Here is a 20,370-nt window from a genome sequence, read left to right as displayed (position 1 = left end):
GTGCCAGAGGCACCCTTGACGGATTTCTCCCGGTTATGCTTTTTCCCGGTCAAGCGACGGGGATATAAATTCTCCAGAGCCGTTCCCCTTCCCGGGGGAAGGGGCGGAGGGATTGGGCGAACTCTTGCTTTTCCCTAAACCAAAACAGAAATGGAGGCTCAACCAATGAAACGACCTTTAGCGTACCTGACCGCCGCATGGAGCGGCGAGCCGGATGTTGATATGGAGCTGGCGGCTCACTACTGCCGCCTTGCTTATGAGGCGGGCTTTTCCCCGATCTGCCCGCTCTTGTACCTGCCGCTGTTTTTGAATGACAGCGTTCCCGAGGAACATAAGGCCGGGATTGATATGCGCCGGGATATGCTGCGGCGTTCTCATACCCTGATCGTCTGCGGCAGCGTTGTGGACGAGGATGTGAAAAACGATATTGCGGTTGCCGGACGGCTGGGCATTGCGGCGACAACGCTGGAAGGGGTGCTTGCCGTGAAGGGACACGGCACCCCGGGCCATGCCGGACATTAAGCTGGGGAGCCTTTTCGACGGGATCGGCGTGTTCCCTCTGGCTGCTTCCCGGTGCGGTATCCGTCCGGTCTGGGCCAGCGAGATTGAAAAAGCGCCCATCTCCATAACCAAAAGGCACTTTCCCGATATGGCGCATTTGGGAGATATTACGAAGGTGGACGGCGGGAAAATCCCGCCGGTCCATGTGATAACCTTCGGTTCCCCCTGTCAGAACCTTTCTCTGATCGGCAACCGCTCCGGCCTTGCCGGGGCAAAATCAAGCCTGTTCTATCAGGCGTTTCGTATCATACAGGAAATGAGGGATGCTACTGATAACCTATATCCAGCTATCGCTGTTTGGGAAAACGTCATGGGAGCGTTTTCTACAAATGACCGGATGGACTTTAGAGCCGTCCTATCCGCCTTCTCGGACACCGAAGTTCCAATGCCTCCTTCGGGAAGATGGGGAAATGCCGGAATGGTGCGAGGGGGAACGCCTGATGTGTGCTGGCGGCTCATGGACGCCCAGTATTGGGCAGGCACCCGAAGGCTGGCACGAAGGCAGCGGATTTTCGTCGTGGCGGATTTTGGAGGCAGACGTGCCGCAGACATACTATTTAAGCCCCGTCCAATGCTCCCACTTCCTCCGCCTTGCGGAGAGGGCGGGCGGGCCGCCGCCGAAGGAGATCGAACAGCTTCTTTTGAAACAGGGCGGCAGATACCAGTCATCCACCCCTTTCAGTGCTTCCGTATGCGGGGAGCGGCAAAAAGGCAGGAAGAAACGGCCTTCCGAAACAGCTTCGGATTACCAACTGACCCTTTTCCCACTCTTTTAGCCAGTGACGTGACGCCCTTCGCCTTCTGGTATGAGGGCGACCCGGAGGGCGGCTGTATCCGTTTTCTGACGGAAACGGAAAGCGAACGGCTGATGGGGCTGCCAGAGGGCTGGACAAAGTACGGGGCGGACGGCGTGGAGATCCGGCCTCTGCAACGCTACAAGGCGCTGGGGAACGCGATTGCCCTCCCTTGCGCCGATTACATTATGGCCGGGATCTATGAGGTGCTGGCTGACCGGGCCGGAAAGGAGGAATGAGCCCATGTTTGAAGCCTATATAACCAACACCGCCCTGTACCCCTTGATGGGGATTGAGGTAGGGACAACGGTACATTTCCCCACGACGACACAGGAGTTGCAGGCCGCCCTTGCCAAAATCGGGATAGACGGGAAACGGTACAGCGAAGTGTTCTTTACCAGCTTTGACAGCGATGTGCTGGGGCTCTACGATCATCTCTACGAATGTGAGAACATCGACGAGCTGAACGAGCTGGGCCACGCCCTGCTGGAAGTACGGGATAAGGGCGGACTGGAAACCTTTGAAGCCGCTCTTGTCTTGGGAAACCACACACGGAGCGTGAAGGATTTGATAAACCTGACGCAGAACCTTGACCTTTACCGCTTTTACCCGGATATTTCCGATGATGAAGGGCTGGGCCGCCTTTACGCCGACGAGCTTGGGACCATCGACATACCGGAGCACATTCAGAACTACTTCGATTATGAAGCATACGGGCGGGATGTGCGTATCAACGAGGGCGGCGTATTCGCTCCCGGTGGATATGTGTCGGCAGTCCCGGAGGGCTTCAAGGAGTATTACCACGGGCCGCAGGACATTCCGCCGGAACACCGGATATTTGCCTATCCTGAAAAGGCCGAACCTGTCCACTCCATTCTCGTTGCACTCAAACGGTTTCAAGAAGCCCCGCCCGCTCCGAAAAAGGACAAGGCGGGGCCTTCCCATGAAGAACGGTAGGACTTCGGGCCAGCATGGCCCGAAGCATGAAGGAGGTGCATACCATCAACTATTACCCTATCAATGAAGGAGCCGCCCGCCGGGCAAAAGAAATGAACAGCTTTTCCGACTACAAGGAAGGGAGCGCAACGGCGGAATACCGGGCAATGGTGGACAAGGCCGCCGCCATAGCGGAAAAGCAGAAATCCCGGGTGGCCCCCATGTACCATGAGAAGATCGACCATTTGTTAGACACCTATGCCCGAAAGCTGGCTGAAAACATGAACCAGGGCTTTGCCATTGACGCAAGGGTTCCCTCTGTGATGATCGCCGGACCTGCCAATTTCCCGGTGGGGAAGAAGGAAAAACAGAACCGGGCCCGGGACAGCAACATGGAGGAATGGCAGTATATTCAAGGGCTGCTGGATAAGATACGCAGTACCGGCATGGGCGGGATCAGCGCCGATGACCCGGCAGCGATTGAAAAGCTCCAGAAGAAGCTGGACGGGCTGGAACGCTCCCAGCTCATTATGAAGGAGGTCAACGCCTATTACCGCAAGCATGGCAAACTGGATGGCTGTGCGCTGCTGTCGCCGGACCAGATCGAAAAGCTGAAAGCAAGCATGGCGTCAAGCTGGCGGAGCGACCCGAGGCCCTTTGAAAGCTACCAGCTTACCAACAACAACGCGGAGATCCGCCGGGTAAAGGCCCGTATCGAACAGCTTTCCAAACAGGCACAGCAGGAATTTTCCGGCTGGGAGTTCGATGGGGGTCGTGTGGAAATGAACCGGGAGGACAACCGCTTGCAGGTGTTCTTTGACGGAAAGCCTGACGCGGACACCCGGGCCGAGCTGAAAAGCAGCGGCTTTCGTTGGGCTCCCAGCGTGGGTGCATGGCAGAGGCAGCTCACGGACAACGCCATCCGGGCGGCTGACCGGCTGGAATGTATCAAGCCGCTGTCCGGCGAAAAGCCCTCCCAGCTTCAAAAGAAGCCCTCTATCTTGCAGACCATGCGGGAACAGGGCGAAAAAGTCCAGACGGAGCCGGAAAAGAAAGCTCCGTCCGGCAGGGATGCCGAGCGGTAAGCCTCGGGCCACATTGGCCCGAGGCTTTCTGTTCCCCGAGATTGTACGGGGGCCTCCCGGATAGCGGGAACCCCGACGGAAAGGAGGTTTTATGCAGGAAGAAGTAAACCAAAAAACGGTTGCCCTTTCGATCAGGACAACGAAGCTCACGGGAAAAGTGCTGGCTGCCGCTCTTGGGAAGGTGGTGCGGACGCTGCAAAAGCACCACCGGAAGGCGCTGACCCCACAGGGACGCCAGAGTGTGAAAAAGCTGATGAACCACTATGGCGGCAAAAGCGCCATGCCCTATGTGGGAGCCCCGAAGGATTTTGACCGGATCGCGAAGGAGTTCCATGTGGACTACGCTTTCCATAAAGTGAGCCCCGGCCATTACCTGCTGTTTTTCAAAGCCAATCAGGCGGACGCTATCACGGCGGCCTTCCAGAAGTACAGTGCAAAGGTGCTGGACAAAAAGCAGGACAAGCCTTCTATCCTCGGCCAGCTTCGGAAATTCACGGAGCAGATCAGGACGCAGGCAAAGGAGAAGCAGCGGACCAGAGAGGCGGTGAAGGACGGACGTTGAGTGACAAGATCAGAAAATATGTGCTCCCCAACCTGCCGTACCTCTTTGTGTTCTGGTTTTTTTCCAAAATCGGGACGGCCTACCGGACTGCACCCGGCACAGACTTCGGGACAAAGCTCATGGGGATGCTCGACACCTTCCCGAAAGCCTTTGAAACCTACTGGCCGGGGCTGGGCGGTATTGACCTGCTGGTGGGCCTTGCCGGTGCGGCTGGGATGTATCTGCTGATACAGTCAAAGATCAGGAAGGCAAAAAAATTCCGGCGGGATGCGGAGTACGGCACCGCCCGCTTTGGAACAAAGGAGGATATAAAGCCGTTTGTAGACCCTAAATTTCAGAACAATGTCATTTTAACCGGGACGGAGTTCCTTACCATGAACACCCGTCCGAAGGTACCTGCCAATGCCCGGAACCTAAACGCCTGTGTCATCGGCTCGTCCGGCTCGGGAAAGACAAGGTTCTGGCTGACCCCGCAGCTCCTTCAAGCCCATTCCTCGTATGTGGTGGTAGACCCGAAGGGCGGCACCCTCGACCAGTGCGGGCGGTTCCTGCAAAGGGAAAAATACAGGGTGCGGGTGTTCAACAGTATCGACTTCTCCAAATCCATGCACTACAATCCGCTGGCCTATATCAAGACGGAAAGCGATGTTTTGAAATTCGTTACCGCCCTGATTGCCAATACCAAAGGCGACGGCAAGGAGGGCGACGAGTTCTGGACTAAAGCCGAAACCCTCTTGTACTGCGCCCTTGTGGCCTACATCGTGTTTGAGGGGCCGGAGGAAGAACGCAACATGAATACGCTGGTGGAAATGATAAACAGCATGGAAGTCCGGGAGGATGACGAAACCTTCAAAAATGCGGTGGACTATATGTTTGACGGGCTGGAACGCCGCAGCCCCCAGCACTTCGCCGTGAGGCAGTATAAGAAATACAAGCTCGCCAGCGGCAAGACAGCCAAAAGCATTTTGATTTCCTGCGGTGCAAGGCTGGCTCCCTTTGACATTCCACAGCTCCGGGAGATCATGTCCTATGACGAGCTGGAGCTTGATAAGCTGGGGGACGAAAAATCAGCGCTGTTCTTTCTTATCAGCGACACGGACACCACCTACAACTTTTTGGTTGCCCTCGCTTTTTCGCAGATGTTCAACCTTCTGTGTGAACGGGCTGACAACACCTATGGCGGGCGTCTGCCCTACCATGTGCGGGTGCTGTGGGACGAGGCAGCCAATACCGGACAGGTGCCGGGGCTGGAAAAAATCGTGGCTGTCATCCGCTCCCGTGAGATCAGCCTGACGCTTTTTTATCAGGCAATGAGCCAGTGCAAGGCATTGTACAAAGACCATTCCGAAACCATCATGGGAAACATGGACAGTATCGTGTTCCTCGGAGGCCGGGAGGCTTCCACCCTAAAGGATATTTCGGAAAACTGGCTGGGCAAGGCCACCATTTCCATGCAGACCGAGGGCCGCAGCCGTGGACAGTCTGAAAGTTACAGCCAGAATATGCAGCGGCTTGGCCGGGAGCTGATGACCACCAGCGAGATCACCACCATGCCCGGGGATAAATGTATCTTGCAGCTTAGAGGGCTCCCACCCTTCCTGTCCCCGAAGTATGACTTGAAAAAGCACCCGAATTACAAGTACACAGCCGAATTTGATAAAAAGAAAAACGCCTTCCGCTTGGAAAGCCTGTTCCGCCACCGGCCATTGAGACTAAAGCCGGAGGACGAATACACGGTGTACGAAGTGGACGGCTCCGACACGGACGAAGAAGCTGACCTGTTGAACTTCGATGATCTGGACAGCGACGAGTTTGTGTAACTTCGGGCCATGATGACCCGAAGCGCCGCCGATGTGGGCGGCTTTTTTTGTACCCAAAACCATCAAACAAACAAAATGGAGGAACGTATATGGAATTTTTCAATCAGGCAATCGACATTCTCAAAATTCTGGTCATGGCTCTTGGCGCCGGTCTGGCGGTATGGGGCGTCATCAACCTTCTGGAAGGTTACGGGTCGGATAACCCTGCGGCAAAATCACAGGGCATTAAGCAGTTCATGGCTAATTAAAGGGAACAAAAAGAAAGGGAATGCACAATCCAGACGGTATCAGCGGCAGGCTACAAGAATAAATTGTGATTTCACAAGATTGGTGTTATAATAAGAGAAAAGTTCCTGCCGGGGCAACCGCCCCGGTGGTATGGATAGAAAGGCAGGAAAACAATATGCACATCAGCTATAAACCACTCTGGCACACACTGTTAGAGCGTGATATGAGAAAAGAGGATTTAAGGCTTGCTGCTGGTATGACAACAAATATGATTGCCAACATGAGCAAAGAGGGAAAGCACATCAGCATGGATACATTAGCCCGTATCTGTGAAACTCTGAATTGTGAGATTACTGATGTGATTGAGTTAGTACCAGACGAGCCTGCTTCCACAGGAGGTAAGGAACATGAGCGAATTGAAACCAAGAATAACGGAAAACGGAATTGATTATATCCTTGTCGGAGATTACTACATTCCAGGCTTGAAACTGCCGGAGGAACACCGCCCTATCGGAAAGTACGGACGAATGCACCGGGAATATTTAAGAGAAGTCCACCCAGCCAGATTGAATACATTGATACTGACCGGAGAATTGTTGACATATCTTGCAGACCTGAATGAACAGGCACAAAAACGGTTAGACACTATCATGGAGCAGATGAAAGCTACCGAGGGCGTGACAGAGGAATTGAAGTGTACCCGACAAATGGAATGGGTGCAGCGTTGCAATAACATTCACAACAGGGCAGAAGAAATTGTTTTGTATGAGATGATTTATTCATAACGGGAGCAATTAAATCGGAGGTATATAAGATGATTGAAATTGTATTTGGTGAAAGTGCCTGTGGAAGTTTGAAAATTGCCCAAACTTACGGCAAGGGAAAGTATAGAGGAAGTGCTGTTTCAATATTTATGAGGCACGAAGACGGGAGTGTTCCATCTTCAGATGAAATGAAAAAGGCACAGCTTCAAGCACAGGAACAAGAACGCATTGCTTGGGAGAATGCTATTCCATTGGGAGGCAAGAGCAGTGATGTTTATTGTTTTGATATGGCTCTTAGTGTGGGAGATATTTCTGATAATGGAATTGGCGAACAGCGGAAAAATATTTTCAAGAAAATGCTGTCTGTCTGCTTTGTAGAGGATTTAGATTATCAGGTTGAAGAAAAAATACAGAAAATTAAAACTACATTGACCTCAGTGATTGAACGATATGTAGCTGGGGAAGAAATTCGCATTTGGTATAGCTATAATCCAGATGAGCTTTGTGGTATGTATTGGCTTATGAAACAACTTCAACCATTAAACTGCCAGACAACAATTTATTTGGTTAAGTTACCTACATGGGAATATGGAAAAGAAAATACTATGACATCCAAAATAGCATGGGGCGAGGTCTCTCCTGGCGAATGGGGAAACTATATAACTCTACAAGAGAAAGCTAATCCTGTATTTCTTTCAGCTTGTACTATGAAATGGAATCAACTTCAAAATGAAAATGCACCTTTGCGTGCAATGTTAAATGGTAAATTGCAAAGCGTTTCAGAAGATATATATGATAGTTTCATTCTTCGTGAAATTGCGGAACAGCCAGAGCAATTCAAAATGGCTATTGTCATAGGTAATGTTTTAGGAAAATATCAACTTGGAATTAGTGATGTATGGATTTCCAATCGCATTGATAAAATGCTTGAAGATGGTGTGTTGGAAATTATACAGGACGCACCAAAGGGAGAAACAAATTATCGCCGAATATTAAGAAAACGAATGAAATAATAACCACAGCACAAACCGCTGCTACATGGAATCCAACAAACCATGCAACAGCGGTTTTCCTTTACCGTTTTTTCCTCTGGCTGATAGGCGTTCCCATTTTCTTTGATTTTTTGAGAATACGAATGAACCAGCGAAATTCTTCTTCTGACAGGTTTTTATAGTTGATACCAAGCTGCTTGCAGTAAAGGATAACCAGTTTTTCATCTCGACTGCCCTTGAAATTTTCGACCGCTTCCAGATTTTCTTTCAGTTCATCGGCAACGGTAGTTTGGGGCGCACTCTCGCTGTCCTTTTTGTGGAATTCCCGAATATCCCGGATAATCAGGTTGAGGTCATCCAGAACCATGTGACTGAAATACTCATCATCACTGATATGTGCGGCTTGCAGCACCTTCAAATGCGGGTCATCTTCGCCGGGGCGATACCGTTCAATAATTTCATGCCGGACGGTATCAACAAGGGAGTTGAGATTTTGGATTTGCATGGTGGCAATCCCGTCCACATAAATCTCAATGTCCGCAAGAAACTTGATAAAGTCCTTATGGGTGGCAAGTTCGCAGAGCAGACGGTTGTTAATCCGACCGCTTTTCAGCAGTGCCACCATCTCATCGTTCAAATGCAGCTCCGTCAGTGGCGTGTTGATCTGCTCCCTGTTCTCTGTCCGGCACAGCAGATAATCGACGGAAACCCCATAGAAGTCTGCCAGCGTGATAAGGTTGCCATGATTGATTTCCTTATAATCCTCTTTTTCATAACTGCCAAGGGCTGATTTAGAAATGCCCGTCAGCTTTGATAGTTCTTCCAGATTTAAGCCTTTGTCTTTGCGGAGTTCCCAAAGGCGTTCCTGTATGCTTGTTGCAACTTTCATGGGCGCACGCTCCTTTCCGGTGGTTTTATTTCTGCCGTTTAACTGGATTATATCACACTTTCCGCAATCGTGGAAATTTCTGATTTTCCCCCTGATTCCTACTTTGTGGATATACGGCACAGGGCACAAAAATGTTCTATGATACAGGTAGTTCATCGATGGATTATTCCAATCGAATGACCAGCCTGTGTGGGATATGCTTCCCCGGCGATGTAGCGCCATGACTTTTGGCAGGGATATGGAGGAACCCTGACCGAAACGAGCGTACCAAAGGGAGCGATACGCCGCTGTGAGATTCAGGGGAGGAACGACACCGGGGAGAACTGGCGAACTGACACCGAAATGATACCGAAACACGACAATTTGATAGGGAGATAGTCTACCCTATCGCTGAGACTTCGGGAGATTTTAAGCGGCTCTATGGCTGTAATTTTGCCGAAAATCGCCCCGAAACCATACACGAAAACGGGAGGAAACGTAACATGCCGAGAATGAGCAAAAAGCGGAAGCATGAGCTTTCCTTTTACCTCAATGACCGGGGGCGTGTCACTTACAACGAATTATGCCGGAAATGCCAGCATGGGTGCAAGCAGAGCTTCCGGGCGGTTGTGATTGACTGCCCCCGTTATTTATCCAAACGAGCAAAGAAAAAGGAGGAACACACCGAATGAATTTTGAATTTATGACGATAGACACACCATTGCCGCCCTGTATGCCATTTCCCAGAGCGTTGACAGGATTTCCAGTCAGCAGCACCGCAAAGGTCATGTACTGCCGGATGTTGGACGCTATGCTTTTCAGAGGGCAGGCGGACGAGAACGGGATTCTTTTTGTCTGCTTCCCTATCACAGCCATTGCCGCAGTCCTGTCCCGCAGCCTCATGACGGTCAAGCGTTCTTTGAATGAACTGGAAACCGCCGGACTTATCATGCGGGTGCGTCAGGGCGTGGGAGAACCGAACAGGATTTATGTGCTGATACCGGGAAAGGAGGGCGCTACCCTTGCCTGATACCTCAAAGCTGGGAAAGCTCAACCGGGAGTTGGAGAAAAGCGAAAAGAAACTGCGGAAAGCCATCAATGATGAAAAGGCATTGCAGCACCAGTTGAAGCAGCTTACCCGAAAGGAACGGACGCACCGGCTCTGTACTCGTGGCGGTATGCTGGAAAGTTTTCTGCAAGAGCCGGAACGCCTGACGGACGATGATGTCATGCTGTTGCTGAAACTCATTTTTCACAGGCAGGACACGCAAGATATATTGAAAAAACTGCTGGAACGGGAGAAGCCGGAAACCCCTTAGTTTACTAAGGGCGCAATTATACACCACCCAGAGGTTGGTGCATTGCGTTCTCCGAAGGCTCCTCGCCGGAGGGCTGTGATTTTCCGCAGTCATGGTCTGCTCCAAATCATACAGGGGACGCTACACTTCCCCTGCGCTGGCTGCAGCCAGCTACCCTTTTGTGGACTTGCCATCTGGGGACACTTTGCGTTGCAAGTTGTTCCCAGCCGACAAGTTTCATAAAATACGCTATCTTTTCGATAGGCGATGAAGTATAATGAAGATGACAACAAATCGGAATTTGGCAAGGAGTTTTGATAGCATGAAAAAGAGATTTCTTAAAATTGTGATAGGGATTGTTTTAGTTTGCATTTTATTCGTTGGATTTCTTTATGCAAACAATAACATCGGTATGACTTCGACCAATTTGGAAACGGATATTCGTTCATCGCAGAAGATTAAAGATGATTGGACGCTCGATGGAAGCGTTTCTAACACGATGGCTGCTTATATTTCTTATTCTCAAGACATGAGCGACCACACTTTTTCCGTCTATGTCAATCGTCCAGGACTTTCCTTCGGATATTTTTTCCGTGGAGGTGGAACTCTTTCGGGGATTCAAAGAGGAATTGTGGAGTTTACTGTAGAGGGATATAATGAACGAGCATTTATTTCTATGAATCAACAGCAGGTGCAACAACTTGAAATAGATGATGGCAACACAATTCAAGTGGTTGATATTGACCGCAATAAACCTTTTGCGATTGTCTTGCCTATAAATGCGGGTAATATTACTTTTTATGATGTAAATAGAAATACTGTGGAATATTGGAATAATCCTCTTTGACAAATTCAAGTTTGGAGAATTGAGAAAATCGGAATTGACCGAGCTCTTTGAGCGAGGGATACTTCTTGTCCGAAGGGCAAGAAGGTGGGCGTAAAAAAGATTAGAACAATCGGGATTTGAGGAGGTGTTCATATGAAGAGAGCATTGCTTTTTATTTTCATGACGGTTTGTGTATTAGGAATGTCCGCCTGCAGCAGCAAAGACGCCATGCCAGAAACATCAGATTCTGCCAGCAATCCGGTTCAGAATACAGATATCAGTAATCTGAATGGAGGAAAAATCTGGTCTGAACAAGATATTGTGTCGATGTTCTCTCTTGTGCAAGAAACAGATTGGGAATACATAGACTGTGTTTTAATTCCAGATCATGCTAGTGACCGTGTTGGTGCAGTACTCTTCCGGAACGATAAGGAGCAAACAAGCAATGTTGCGTTCTTTGATGCAGACGGATACTTTCAACAGTATGGCACATATGCAAGAATGTCTGACGAACCTGATTTTCAGTATCTCGGAGGTGGTGCGGTAACATTTAGGCTGGAAACAGAAGATGGTATAATCTATAACTACACGATCACAATCTCGATCGATGACAGTAATGTGAATTTTAAAGCGGAAGATGATTTGCCAAAATAAATTCAAGTTTGTCAGCTTCACATCGGGTCAACTTGCCCCGAACTTTTACAATTAAATACCCGCCGCCCACATAGCGGCACACCGAGCAGGAAATCTGAAAAAGGTCTCCTGCTTTTTTCTGCCCAAAATGAGGTGGTAAAACGCCACCCCGTCCACCAATTAGCGAAAGGAGGGACACGAAATGCCCTGTCCACACAACGAAATCACGATTGTTCAGCGCAGCCAGCGGCAGTCTGCGGTTGCCGCCGCTGCTTACCAGAGTGGCGAAAAACTGTTCTGTGAATATGACCAGCAAGTGAAGCACTACCCGGAAAAGCGTGGTATCGTCCACAATGAAATCCTGCTCCCACCTAATGCCCCACAGGAATATGCAGACCGCAATACTTTGTGGAACGCCGCCGAAGCGGTGGAAAAACAATGGAACTCCCAGCTTGCAAGGCGGTGGGTGCTTACCATCCCCAGAGAGATACCGCCCGACCAGTATGCTGTCCTTGTCCGGGAGTTTTGCCAGAAGCAGTTTGTTTCCAAAGGCATGATTGCTGACTTTGCCATCCATGACCCCCATCCGCCGGGACACAATCCCCACGCCCATGTCCTGCTGACTATGAGGGCAATGGACGAACATGGGAAATGGCTTCCCAAGAGCCGCAAGGTTTATGACCTTGACGAGAATGGGGAACGGATAAAGCTGCCATCTGGCAGGTGGAAAAGCCACAAGGAGGATACGGTGGACTGGAACGACCAGAAATATTGTGAAATCTGGCGGCATGAATGGGAGGTCATCCAGAACCGCTATCTGGAAGCCAATGACCGCCCGGAGCGTGTGGACTTGCGTTCCTATGCCAGACAGGGGTTTGATATAGTCCCCACTGTCCATGAGGGAGCGGCTGTCCGGCAGATGGAAAAGCGTGGTATCCAGACGAATATCGGAAACCTGAACCGGGAAATCAGAGCCGCCAACCGCCTGATGAAGTCCATCCGGCAGCTTATCCACAACCTCAAAGGCTGGATTGCCGAGCTGGGAGAAAAACGGAAGGAGTTGCTTGCACAAAAAGCGGCGGAGGAAGCGACACTTCTTCCCAATCTGCTGATGAAGTATATGGAGATACGAAAGGAAGAACGGAAGGACTGGACAAGGGCTGGACAGAACCGGGGGACTTCACAGGACTTAAAGGCAGTCAGCGAAGCCCTGTCCTATCTCCGGCAAAAGGGGCTTTCCACTGTGGAGGACTTAGAAGCATTTCTGGAATCTTCCGGGAAATCAGCCGCAGATTACCGCAATCAGATGAAGCCAAAGGAAGCCCGCAGCAAAGTGATTGACGGGATTCTTGCCAGCCGGACAGACTGCAAGGAATGTAAGCCTGTCTATGAGAAGTACCAGAAGATATTTTTTAAGAAAACAAAGGAGAAATTCAAACAGGAACACCCGGAGGTTGCCCGGTATGCGAAAGCCGCCGCCTACCTTGCCAAGCACCCGGACGATAAGGACAGTACCCAAAAGGAGCTGCAAGAGGAGCAGGAAACGCTTCTGGAAGAAATTGCAGCCCTGAAAATACCGCTGACCGAGGTACAGGAGGATTTGAAGAAGCTGCGGGACATTCGCTACTGGGTACGGAAAGCCACCCCCGGCACAGAAGAAAGCAAAGAGCCGCCCAAGAAACAGCCTATCAAAGAAGTCTTGCAGGATAAGGCAGACGAGAAAAAAGCACAAAGAACCGCCCCGGCACAGGCGAAACACAGACAACAGGATATGGAACTTTAACAGGCACTTGCCATTTTCAATCAGAGAATGTCAGGTGCTTTTCTTATTTTCAAGGAGGGATAGATTTGAATGTATTTGAAGCTGTGAAGCAGTCCGTCACAACAAGACAGGCTGCGGAGCATTATGGAATCCATGTAGGGCGGAACGGGATGGCTTGCTGCCCGTTCCATAATGATAAAACCCCAAGCATGAAGCTGGATCGGCGTTACCACTGCTTCGGCTGCGGTGCGGATGGGGATGTGATTGATTTTGTCGCCGCCCTGTATGGGCTGGGAAAGAAAGAAGCCGCCGTACAACTGGCAAATGACTTCGGGCTTTCTTATGAGGACTGGAAGCCGCCGGGAAAGGTAAAAAAGCCCAAGCCCCGGCAGAAATCCCCGGAGGAACAGTTTCAGGAAGCAAAGAACCGCTGCTTCCGTATCCTTGCCGATTATCTCCACCTGCTTAGGGCATGGAGAAAGGATTATGTCCCGCACTCCCCGGAGGAAGCCGTTCATCCCCGGTTTGTGGAAGCCTTACAGAAGCAAGCCCAAGTGGAATATCTGCTGGATGTGCTGCTGTTCGGGGAGACAGAGGAAAAAGCGGCTTTGATTACGGACTACGGAAAGGATGTGATACAGCTTGAACAACGAATGGCAGAGCTTGCAGCCGCAGACGCAGCAAGAACTAAAAAACACCATGAACGCTATGCAGCCGCCCCAGAGCATTGAGGAAATCAAGGCGGGGCTGGAAACTACCGAGAAAGGCGGTGTCCGTCAGAGCATACGGAACTGCCTGACCGTATTCCAGCGTGACCCGCTGCTTTCCGGGGCTATCGCATACAACATCCTGACTGACCGCAAGGACATCATAAAGCCCATTGGCTTCCACAGAGAAAGCACAGCCCTGAACGATACGGATATGAAGTATCTGCTTCTCTATCTGGAAGAAACCTATGGGCTTACCAATGAGAAAAAGATTGATAATGCCATCGGGATTGTGGCGAATGAAAACAAGTACCACCCCATCCGGGACTATCTCAATACCCTGGTGTGGGACGGGACAGAACGAATCCGCTTCTGTCTGCGGCACTTTCTGGGGGCTGACGCAGACGATTACACCTATGAAGCGTTGAAGCTGTTCCTGCTGGGTGCAATCTCACGAGCCTTTCAGCCGGGATGCAAATTTGAAATCATGCTCTGTCTGGTAGGCGGTCAGGGGGCTGGCAAGTCCACCTTCTTCCGTCTGCTGGCAGTCCGGGACGAGTGGTTCTCCGATGATTTGCGGAAGCTGGACGATGACAATGTGTACCGCAAGCTGCAAGGTCACTGGATTATCGAAATGTCGGAAATGATGGCAACCGCCAACGCCAAGAGCATTGAGGAAATCAAGTCATTTTTAAGCCGACAGAAAGAGGTTTACAAGATACCCTATGAAACCCACCCAGCAGACCGCCCCCGTCAGTGCGTGTTTGGCGGCACTTCCAATGCCCTTGACTTCCTGCCCCTTGACCGTTCCGGCAACCGCCGCTTTATCCCCGTCATGGTGTACCCGGAGCAAGCCGAGGTTCACATTTTGGAGGACGAAGCCGCTTCCAGAGCCTATATCGAGCAGATGTGGGCAGAAGCGATGGAAATTTACAGAAGCGGCAGGTTCAAGCTGGCTTTCAGCCCTGCCATGCAGCGGTATCTCAAAGAACACCAGCGGGATTTTATGCCGGAGGACACCAAAGCCGGGATGATACAGGCGTATCTTGATAAGTACACCGGGAGCATGGTCTGCTCCAAGCAGCTCTACAAGGAAGCTTTGAACCATGCCTTTGACGAGCCGAAGCAATGGGAAATACGGGAAATCAATGAGATTATGAACCAATGCATTGACCGCTGGCGGTACTTTCCGAATCCAAGAATGTTTTCCGAATACGGCAGACAAAAGGGCTGGGAGCGTGAAAACCCGGCAACGGACTCCGGCAACCCGTCTGAAAAAACGATGGACGGTTTTGTGGAGGTCACAGAACAGATGGAGCTTCCGTTCTGAAAATGGCAGCCCGTTGCACCCCCTGTTGCTATCCCGTTGCCGAGCCGGTTGCCGGGGAAAATCCCGAAACTATCGGCTTTTCTCCCCTATGACAACCAAAACAACAGAAAAATAAAAGAAAAGTATAAATAGTAACCATCGCCAGATTGAGATTGTTTGCAAGGTCTTTTGAAGCCCGTTGCCGGACTTCGTTGCCGACACCCTCTGTCTGGCTATTTTCATGTATGGAGGATAACTGCCTATGGCAAAAAACAAAACAGAAATTCATGTGACTACTGTATTTGACGGGGAGCTGGACGCCACCGATGTGTTCGTCAGCCTGATTTCCCAGAAATACAGCAAGACGAATACAAAAGAATATCTTGCTAAAAAGAAAGATATGAAGTATAATGAAGATGAGGTTCAAAAGAGCCAGATACCGTCTGGATTGTGTGGGTAAATGGCTATGATGAACGAAATGGAATACAGAACAATCGGTTCGGCACTTGCCGGGGGCTATCGTGCAGCGGTCTATTGCAGACTGTCAAAGGACGATGACCTGCAAGGCGAAAGTGCCAGTATCGCAAACCAGCGTGATATGCTGGAAAAATACTGCGAAAAGCAGGGATGGGAGGTTGTGGCAGTCTATCAGGACGATGGCTTCACAGGTCTTAATATGGAGCGTCCTGATTTACAGAGAATGTTGAGAGCCATTGAGCGCAGGCAAATCAACCTTGTCATCACGAAAGACCTCAGCCGACTGGGGCGTAACTATCTGCAAACCGGGCATTTGATTGAGGACTTTTTCCCAAGAAATGGTGTCCGCTATATCGCCATGAATGACGGTATCGACACCCTGCGGGATAACAACGATATTGCCCCGTTCAAGAATATCCTGAACGAGATGTACAGCAAGGATATTTCCAAGAAAGTCCATTCCTCTTATCTTCTGAAAGCGCAGAAAGGACAGTTTACCGGGTGTCTTGCCCCGTTCGGGTATCGGAAAGACCCGGAGGACAAAAACCATCTGCTCATTGACGAGGAAACCGCCCCGATTGTGCGGCTGATTTTCGGATATGCCCTAAACGGTCATGGTCCGAACTATATCCGCAGACGGCTGGAGGAAGAAAAAATCCCCTGCCCCACATGGTGGAACCGGGAACGGGGGCTTCGCAATACCCGCACCAAATGGGAAAAGAAAGACCCGGAAAACGGGCGGTATATGTGGGACTTCTCCGTTATCAAAGACCTTTTGATGAATCCCGTCTACACCGGGGCGATTGCTTCCCAGAAAAAGGACTACCGTTTCAAAATCGGCACGATTGGGGAAAAGAAGCCGGAGGACTGGATTGTGGTGGAGGGACAGCATGAACCGCTGATTGACCGCATGAGCTTTGACATTGTGCAGAACAAGCTGAAATCCCGCCAGCGTCCGGGGCAGACCAATGAAATCAGCCTGTTTGCCGGACTGATAAAATGCGGTGAGTGTGGGAAGTCACTGACGATACGCTACACAAACGCAAAACATCCCCAGCAGATTTACTCCTGCAAAACCTACAATGCCTTTGGAAAGAACCACTGCACCCAGCACCGGATTGATTATGACACCCTTTACAGCCATGTGCTGCGGAAAATCCGGGAATGTGCCAGAGCCGCCCTGATGGACGGGGAAGCGGTTGCCGACCGCTTGACCAATACCTGTGAAGCCGAGCAGCGGGAACAGCGGGAAGCAATGGAACGCTCCCTCACAAGGGACGAGGAACGGATTGAGGTTCTGGACAAAATGGTAATGCGGCTTTATGAGGATATGATTGCAGGGCGTATCAGTGAACAGAATTTCAACACCATGCTGGAAAAGACACAGACCGAGCAAGCGGAGCTTAAAGCAAAAGTGTCCGAGGGCAGAAAGCGGCTGTCCGATGAAGTCCAGCTTGCCAATGACGCAAAACAATGGGTGGAAGCCATTCAGGAATACGCCAATATCACAGAGCTGGACGCAGCCACCCTCAACCGCTTAATCAAAGAAATCGTCGTGCATGAGCGCATTGACGAAGATAAAACAAGACACATTTCTATCGAAATTCATTTTAATCTCAAACCCATCCCAGAGGTGGAACAGGTCACTGCCTGACCTGTCCCGCCGGGACGGTTCTCTTAAAAACACCATATAGATTTTTTGTACGCCGCCGCCCGCCATCGAGCAGAGTTTTACACCTAATTGGGGATAAAACAGCTCATGGCTGGCGGCGGTGTCGTTCTGATCGGCCTTCAGCTTATCCCTCTGCTGTCCGGTCTGTTCAGCTAAGTGTCACCCGTTGTCCCTTTTTCCAGAAGGAGCTGATGTATGGACTTTATCATCGACGCAATCGTTGAATGGCTGAAAGGTCTGCTCGTCGATGGTATCATGGGAAATCTGGACGGCCTTTTCGATAACGTCAATCAGAGCGTTGGCGAGATCGCCACACAGGTCGGCACGACCCCGGCGGACTGGAACGCCGGGGTCTTTTCCATGATACGACAGATCTCTGAAACTGCCATCCTGCCAATCGCCGGGGTCATCCTCACTTTTGTAATGACCTATGAGCTGATACAGATGCTCATAGAACGCAACAACCTCCATGAAGTTGACACATGGATGTTTTTTAAGTGGGTGTTCAAAACCTTTGTGGCTGTGATGATCCTGACGAATACCTTCAATATCGTGCTGGCGGTCTTTGATGTGAGCCAGCATGTGATACAGCAGTCAGCGGGCATTATCCAGAACGGGACAGAGATCACGCCGGATGTGCTGGACAGTCTACGGACAGAACTTGAAGCGATGGAGTTGGGTCCTCTGTTCGGACTCTGGCTACAATCCTTCCTGATCCAGCTTACCATGATTGCCTTAAATATCGTGATCTTCGTCATCGTATATGGCCGTATGACTGAAATCTATTTACTCACAAGTTTAGCGCCTATCCCGTTTGCCACAGTCCCCAACAGGGAAACCGGACACATGGGGCAGAACTATTTCCGCTCCCTCTTTGCGGTGGGCTTTCAAGGTCTGTTGATCTTAGTCTGTGTCGCAATCTATGCGGTGCTGATCCAGAGTATCGCCACCGACGGCGACCCCATCGGGGCGATCTGGGGCTGCGTGGGATATACGGTGCTGCTGTGTTTTACCTTATTCAAAACAGGCAGTCTTGCAAAATCCATCTTCGGCTGCCATTAAGAGACTTCGGGCCATGCTGACCCGAAGCGGAAAGGAGGATCATGCCGAAAGAAAAATTTTCGATAATCTATGCAGATCCACCGTGGCGGTATGAGCAGAAAAACAGGCAGGGATCAGCAGAGCTTCATTATCCCACTATGAGTATTGAAGAAATTTGTTCCCTTCCAGTGGCCGACTTGGCTGCAAAAGACAGCGTTTTGTTTCTGTGGGCAACATTCCCACAACTGCCGGAAGCCTTAAAGGTCATTAAAGCATGGGGCTTTTCTTATCGTTCTGTGGCTTTTGTATGGATAAAGAGGAACCGGCGCTCCTACTCATGGTTTTACGGTCTGGGGTATTGGACCAGAGGCAATGCAGAAATTTGTCTTTTAGCAGTAAAAGGACATCCGAAGCGTAAGTCTACCGGTGTTCACCAGCTTATTGTTTCCCCGATAGAGCGCCACAGTAAAAAGCCGGACGAGGCCAGGCGGAAAATTGTAGAACTGATGGGCGATATACCACGAGTGGAATTGTTCGCCAGAGAAAAAAAGCCCGGATGGGACGTGTGGGGAAACGAAGTTGAAAGCACTGTAAACTTGTAACAGCTTCGGGTCATGCTGACCCGAAGCGGAAAGGAGAAATCCATGCAGGAAAAAAATGCGGGCGGAACACCAGCTGCCCCTATAAAGCTGGATGTAAGCGTGCGGGTCATCGAACCTGTGAAAAACCTCATGGGCTTTGCCAGCGTGAAATTCAATGACTGCTTTGTGGTGGAAAATCTGAAAATCGTACAGGGCAGCAAGGGGCTCTTTCTTGGGATGCCCAGCCAGCCAGACGGCAAAGGCGGCTACCGGGATATGGCCTACCCTGTCACAAAGGAGTTCCGGGAACAGCTCAACACCGCTGTTCTGCAAGCCTATGAGGCAAAGCTGGAACAGATGGCGGAGCGTGGCTCTGTGGGGCGTGCATCCATCAGCGACCAGCTCAAAGCCGGAAAAGCGGCTGCCGAACAGGCAAAGGCAGAACGGCCTCCGAAGGAAAAGCCCAGCCGCAGCGCAGAGCGTTGACCTCGGGCCATGCTGGCCCGAAGCAGAAAGGAGGCGGGAACCATGCCACGCAAACGGACGGGCTATGACGCGGCCTGCTATTACGACGGAAAACTGCTGGGCCGCTGTACCAAAGCGGACAGCGATGCCTATACCCTGTTGATGAACGCCTGCGGCGGGGAGGCCGCCCGTGTCCTGCGGGAATACGCCTACTTTTCCCCGGAACTTCGCGCCATATTGGAAAAGGCGGCGCTCATGCAGGCGGACCGGAGCCGGACGGGCGGAATGTTCCATGCGCCGAAAAGTTCCCCGTGGGGTGATGTGCAGAGCTGTGAAACCCTCTGTCCAGGGGTGTTTCTGGTATCTACCGCCAGCCACGGCGGAACGATGGTGGCAAACGAGGTAGCCGCCGTCCTCTCCCCAGCAGCGAAAAAGTGCGGCTTCAAGGATAAGGGCTATATCTGCTATGAGGAGGACGCGCAGGAAAGTGTGGTGCTCCGGGAACTGTTGGACAAAAAGCTGTGGAACATACCTGACCGCATTAAGGACAAAGGGCAGTTTGAAGAAAACCTCAACCAGTCCATCCGGCAGTATAATCCCGAATACTGGCGGGCAAGGCAGAGCGGACGTAAGGCCGCCGAAGCTGCCCGCAGCACAGCCCCGGCCAAAGAGGCCGCAAGATGACCTCGGGCCATGCTGGCCCGAAGCAGTAAAGGAGGTGTACCCAAATGGCCTATGTGCCAGTACCAAAAGACCTTTCCAAAATTAAGACAAAGCTGGCCTTCAATCTGACGAAGCGCCAGCTTGTTTGTTTTTCCGGCGCAGCGGCGGTGGGGCTCCCGGCCTACCTGCTTTCCCGTGACAGTATCGGGAACAGTGCCGCCATGTTCCTGATGATCGGCCTCATGCTCCCGTTCTTCTTTCTGGCTATGTATGAACGAGACGGTCTGCCGCTGGAAAAAGTGCTGAAAAACATCATCCGCACCCGG

At 51.0% G+C, this 20,370-nt stretch carries 25 protein-coding genes and 2 pseudogenes; 26 read left to right on the top strand and 1 reads right to left on the bottom strand.

Annotated features, from left to right (window positions below):
• The first annotated feature begins 165 nt into the window (after positions 1–165).
• From V2546_RS15065 to V2546_RS15020, 10 genes and pseudogenes are all read left to right on the top strand, one after another.
• Entirely contained in the window at positions 166–522 is a 357-nt protein-coding gene (locus tag V2546_RS15065; RefSeq protein WP_009901612.1) for a DUF7768 domain-containing protein, read from the top strand.
• Positions 509–1,594: a DNA cytosine methyltransferase gene (locus V2546_RS15060; protein ID WP_107001185.1), complete on the top strand. Its 1,086-nt coding sequence runs from the start codon at positions 509–511 to the stop codon at positions 1,592–1,594. The genes V2546_RS15065 and V2546_RS15060 overlap by 14 nt, the downstream gene beginning before the upstream one ends.
• A gap of 4 nt (positions 1,595–1,598) precedes the next feature.
• Positions 1,599–2,312, top strand: a complete 714-nt coding sequence (locus V2546_RS15055; RefSeq protein ID WP_107001184.1) for an antirestriction protein ArdA — start codon at positions 1,599–1,601, stop codon at positions 2,310–2,312.
• A 26-nt stretch (positions 2,313–2,338) separates the two neighbouring features.
• Positions 2,339–3,376: a hypothetical protein gene (locus V2546_RS15050; protein WP_227589682.1), complete on the top strand. Its 1,038-nt coding sequence runs from the start codon at positions 2,339–2,341 to the stop codon at positions 3,374–3,376.
• Between the two features lie 91 nt (positions 3,377–3,467).
• Complete coding sequence (locus tag V2546_RS15045) at positions 3,468–3,938, top strand: PcfB family protein (RefSeq protein WP_118530122.1); 471 nt, start codon at positions 3,468–3,470, stop codon at positions 3,936–3,938.
• On the top strand, positions 3,935–5,758 hold the full coding sequence (locus V2546_RS15040) for a VirD4-like conjugal transfer protein, CD1115 family (protein ID WP_107001181.1): 1,824 nt from the start codon (positions 3,935–3,937) through the stop codon (positions 5,756–5,758). The genes V2546_RS15045 and V2546_RS15040 overlap by 4 nt, the downstream gene beginning before the upstream one ends.
• Before the next feature lie 89 nt (positions 5,759–5,847).
• A pseudogene (locus V2546_RS15035) lies at positions 5,848–6,000 on the top strand (Maff2 family mobile element protein); the annotation flags it as partial.
• A 71-nt stretch (positions 6,001–6,071) separates the two neighbouring features.
• Entirely contained in the window at positions 6,072–6,434 is a 363-nt protein-coding gene (locus tag V2546_RS15030; RefSeq protein WP_005335920.1) for a helix-turn-helix domain-containing protein, read from the top strand.
• A complete protein-coding gene (locus V2546_RS15025; RefSeq protein WP_005335912.1) occupies positions 6,394–6,771 on the top strand; it encodes a TnpV protein in 378 nt (125 codons plus the stop codon). The genes V2546_RS15030 and V2546_RS15025 overlap by 41 nt, the downstream gene beginning before the upstream one ends.
• A gap of 29 nt (positions 6,772–6,800) precedes the next feature.
• The gene (locus V2546_RS15020) at positions 6,801–7,763 is read left to right on the top strand and encodes a DUF3658 domain-containing protein (RefSeq protein ID WP_005335911.1); all 963 of its coding nucleotides are present in this window, start codon (positions 6,801–6,803) and stop codon (positions 7,761–7,763) included.
• Between the two features lie 61 nt (positions 7,764–7,824).
• On the opposite strand, the gene V2546_RS15015 is transcribed toward V2546_RS15020, so the two are convergent.
• Positions 7,825–8,631 carry a helix-turn-helix domain-containing protein gene (locus tag V2546_RS15015; RefSeq protein WP_008372835.1) on the bottom strand — a complete coding sequence of 269 codons (807 nt, stop codon included), beginning with the start codon at positions 8,629–8,631 and terminating at the stop codon, positions 7,825–7,827.
• A 482-nt stretch (positions 8,632–9,113) separates the two neighbouring features.
• On the opposite strand from V2546_RS15015, the gene V2546_RS15010 reads away from it, so the two are divergent.
• The 16 genes and pseudogenes from V2546_RS15010 to V2546_RS14935 form a co-directional block, all read left to right on the top strand.
• Positions 9,114–9,302 carry a hypothetical protein gene (locus tag V2546_RS15010; protein ID WP_002304353.1) on the top strand — a complete coding sequence of 63 codons (189 nt, stop codon included), beginning with the start codon at positions 9,114–9,116 and terminating at the stop codon, positions 9,300–9,302.
• Positions 9,299–9,640 (top strand): DeoR family transcriptional regulator, encoded by a 342-nt coding sequence (locus V2546_RS15005; RefSeq protein ID WP_005335900.1) that lies wholly within the window; start codon positions 9,299–9,301, stop codon positions 9,638–9,640. The genes V2546_RS15010 and V2546_RS15005 overlap by 4 nt, the downstream gene beginning before the upstream one ends.
• Complete coding sequence (locus V2546_RS15000) at positions 9,633–9,929, top strand: DUF3847 domain-containing protein (RefSeq protein WP_005335898.1); 297 nt, start codon at positions 9,633–9,635, stop codon at positions 9,927–9,929. Before V2546_RS15005 ends, V2546_RS15000 begins: the two co-directional genes overlap by 8 nt.
• 301 nt (positions 9,930–10,230) lie before the next feature.
• The gene (locus V2546_RS14995) at positions 10,231–10,755 is read left to right on the top strand and encodes a hypothetical protein (RefSeq protein WP_009256571.1); all 525 of its coding nucleotides are present in this window, start codon (positions 10,231–10,233) and stop codon (positions 10,753–10,755) included.
• Between the two features lie 132 nt (positions 10,756–10,887).
• The gene (locus V2546_RS14990) at positions 10,888–11,388 is read left to right on the top strand and encodes a hypothetical protein (protein WP_004798083.1); all 501 of its coding nucleotides are present in this window, start codon (positions 10,888–10,890) and stop codon (positions 11,386–11,388) included.
• Positions 11,389–11,569: 181 nt separating this feature from the next.
• On the top strand, positions 11,570–13,150 hold the full coding sequence (gene mobQ / locus V2546_RS14985) for a MobQ family relaxase (RefSeq protein ID WP_009256570.1): 1,581 nt from the start codon (positions 11,570–11,572) through the stop codon (positions 13,148–13,150).
• 65 nt (positions 13,151–13,215) lie between these two features.
• The gene (locus V2546_RS14980) at positions 13,216–13,860 is read left to right on the top strand and encodes a CHC2 zinc finger domain-containing protein (protein ID WP_009256569.1); all 645 of its coding nucleotides are present in this window, start codon (positions 13,216–13,218) and stop codon (positions 13,858–13,860) included.
• The gene (locus V2546_RS14975; RefSeq protein ID WP_038292699.1) at positions 13,829–15,166 is read left to right on the top strand and encodes a virulence-associated E family protein; all 1,338 of its coding nucleotides are present in this window, start codon (positions 13,829–13,831) and stop codon (positions 15,164–15,166) included. Before V2546_RS14980 ends, V2546_RS14975 begins: the two co-directional genes overlap by 32 nt.
• Before the next feature lie 241 nt (positions 15,167–15,407).
• Positions 15,408–15,605: a hypothetical protein gene (locus tag V2546_RS14970; protein WP_009256568.1), complete on the top strand. Its 198-nt coding sequence runs from the start codon at positions 15,408–15,410 to the stop codon at positions 15,603–15,605.
• Entirely contained in the window at positions 15,606–17,276 is a 1,671-nt protein-coding gene (locus V2546_RS14965) for a recombinase family protein (protein WP_006060475.1), read from the top strand.
• A 90-nt stretch (positions 17,277–17,366) separates the two neighbouring features.
• Positions 17,367–17,450 (top strand): annotated as a pseudogene (locus V2546_RS14960) (Maff2 family mobile element protein); the annotation flags it as partial.
• Between the two features lie 39 nt (positions 17,451–17,489).
• Entirely contained in the window at positions 17,490–18,356 is an 867-nt protein-coding gene (locus V2546_RS14955; protein ID WP_009901636.1) for a VirB6/TrbL-like conjugal transfer protein, CD1112 family, read from the top strand.
• Positions 18,357–18,397: 41 nt separating this feature from the next.
• Positions 18,398–18,937: an MT-A70 family methyltransferase gene (locus V2546_RS14950; RefSeq protein ID WP_107001180.1), complete on the top strand. Its 540-nt coding sequence runs from the start codon at positions 18,398–18,400 to the stop codon at positions 18,935–18,937.
• Between the two features lie 42 nt (positions 18,938–18,979).
• Positions 18,980–19,402: a SpoVG family protein gene (locus V2546_RS14945; protein WP_227589684.1), complete on the top strand. Its 423-nt coding sequence runs from the start codon at positions 18,980–18,982 to the stop codon at positions 19,400–19,402.
• Positions 19,403–19,444: 42 nt separating this feature from the next.
• Complete coding sequence (locus V2546_RS14940) at positions 19,445–20,065, top strand: DUF7007 domain-containing protein (RefSeq protein ID WP_182435827.1); 621 nt, start codon at positions 19,445–19,447, stop codon at positions 20,063–20,065.
• 44 nt (positions 20,066–20,109) lie between these two features.
• Positions 20,110–20,370 (top strand): PrgI family protein (locus tag V2546_RS14935; RefSeq protein WP_329752742.1); only part of this gene is annotated, 261 nt, incomplete at its 3' end.

Origin of the sequence: Clostridium sp. CM74B_53 (assembly GCF_036318045.1) — a bacterium.
Taxonomy (GTDB): Bacteria; Bacillota; Clostridia; order Lachnospirales; family Lachnospiraceae; genus Pilosibacter.
Note: the sequence above shows the minus strand (reverse complement) of the source record. Positions and strands in the feature narration are given on the sequence as shown.

What these genes read in the sequence shown, in the direction of transcription:
- V2546_RS15065 (WP_009901612.1), top strand. Translation starts at nt 166, where the DNA reads ATGAAACGACCTTTAGCGTACCTGACCGCCGCATGGAGCGGCGAGCCG.
- V2546_RS15060 (WP_107001185.1), top strand. Translation starts at nt 509, where the DNA reads ATGCCGGACATTAAGCTGGGGAGCCTTTTCGACGGGATCGGCGTGTTC.
- V2546_RS15055 (WP_107001184.1), top strand. Translation starts at nt 1,599, where the DNA reads ATGTTTGAAGCCTATATAACCAACACCGCCCTGTACCCCTTGATGGGG.
- V2546_RS15050 (WP_227589682.1), top strand. Translation starts at nt 2,339, where the DNA reads ATGAAGGAGGTGCATACCATCAACTATTACCCTATCAATGAAGGAGCC.
- V2546_RS15045 (WP_118530122.1), top strand. Translation starts at nt 3,468, where the DNA reads ATGCAGGAAGAAGTAAACCAAAAAACGGTTGCCCTTTCGATCAGGACA.
- V2546_RS15025 (WP_005335912.1), top strand. Translation starts at nt 6,394, where the DNA reads ATGAGCGAATTGAAACCAAGAATAACGGAAAACGGAATTGATTATATC.
- V2546_RS15020 (WP_005335911.1), top strand. Translation starts at nt 6,801, where the DNA reads ATGATTGAAATTGTATTTGGTGAAAGTGCCTGTGGAAGTTTGAAAATT.
- V2546_RS15015 (WP_008372835.1), bottom strand. Translation starts at nt 8,631, where the DNA reads ATGAAAGTTGCAACAAGCATACAGGAACGCCTTTGGGAACTCCGCAAA.
- V2546_RS15010 (WP_002304353.1), top strand. Translation starts at nt 9,114, where the DNA reads ATGCCGAGAATGAGCAAAAAGCGGAAGCATGAGCTTTCCTTTTACCTC.
- V2546_RS15005 (WP_005335900.1), top strand. Translation starts at nt 9,299, where the DNA reads ATGAATTTTGAATTTATGACGATAGACACACCATTGCCGCCCTGTATG.
- V2546_RS14995 (WP_009256571.1), top strand. Translation starts at nt 10,231, where the DNA reads ATGAAAAAGAGATTTCTTAAAATTGTGATAGGGATTGTTTTAGTTTGC.
- V2546_RS14990 (WP_004798083.1), top strand. Translation starts at nt 10,888, where the DNA reads ATGAAGAGAGCATTGCTTTTTATTTTCATGACGGTTTGTGTATTAGGA.
- mobQ (WP_009256570.1), top strand. Translation starts at nt 11,570, where the DNA reads ATGCCCTGTCCACACAACGAAATCACGATTGTTCAGCGCAGCCAGCGG.
- V2546_RS14975 (WP_038292699.1), top strand. Translation starts at nt 13,829, where the DNA reads ATGAACGCTATGCAGCCGCCCCAGAGCATTGAGGAAATCAAGGCGGGG.
- V2546_RS14970 (WP_009256568.1), top strand. Translation starts at nt 15,408, where the DNA reads ATGGCAAAAAACAAAACAGAAATTCATGTGACTACTGTATTTGACGGG.
- V2546_RS14965 (WP_006060475.1), top strand. Translation starts at nt 15,606, where the DNA reads ATGGCTATGATGAACGAAATGGAATACAGAACAATCGGTTCGGCACTT.
- V2546_RS14955 (WP_009901636.1), top strand. Translation starts at nt 17,490, where the DNA reads ATGGACTTTATCATCGACGCAATCGTTGAATGGCTGAAAGGTCTGCTC.
- V2546_RS14950 (WP_107001180.1), top strand. Translation starts at nt 18,398, where the DNA reads ATGCCGAAAGAAAAATTTTCGATAATCTATGCAGATCCACCGTGGCGG.
- V2546_RS14945 (WP_227589684.1), top strand. Translation starts at nt 18,980, where the DNA reads ATGCAGGAAAAAAATGCGGGCGGAACACCAGCTGCCCCTATAAAGCTG.
- V2546_RS14940 (WP_182435827.1), top strand. Translation starts at nt 19,445, where the DNA reads ATGCCACGCAAACGGACGGGCTATGACGCGGCCTGCTATTACGACGGA.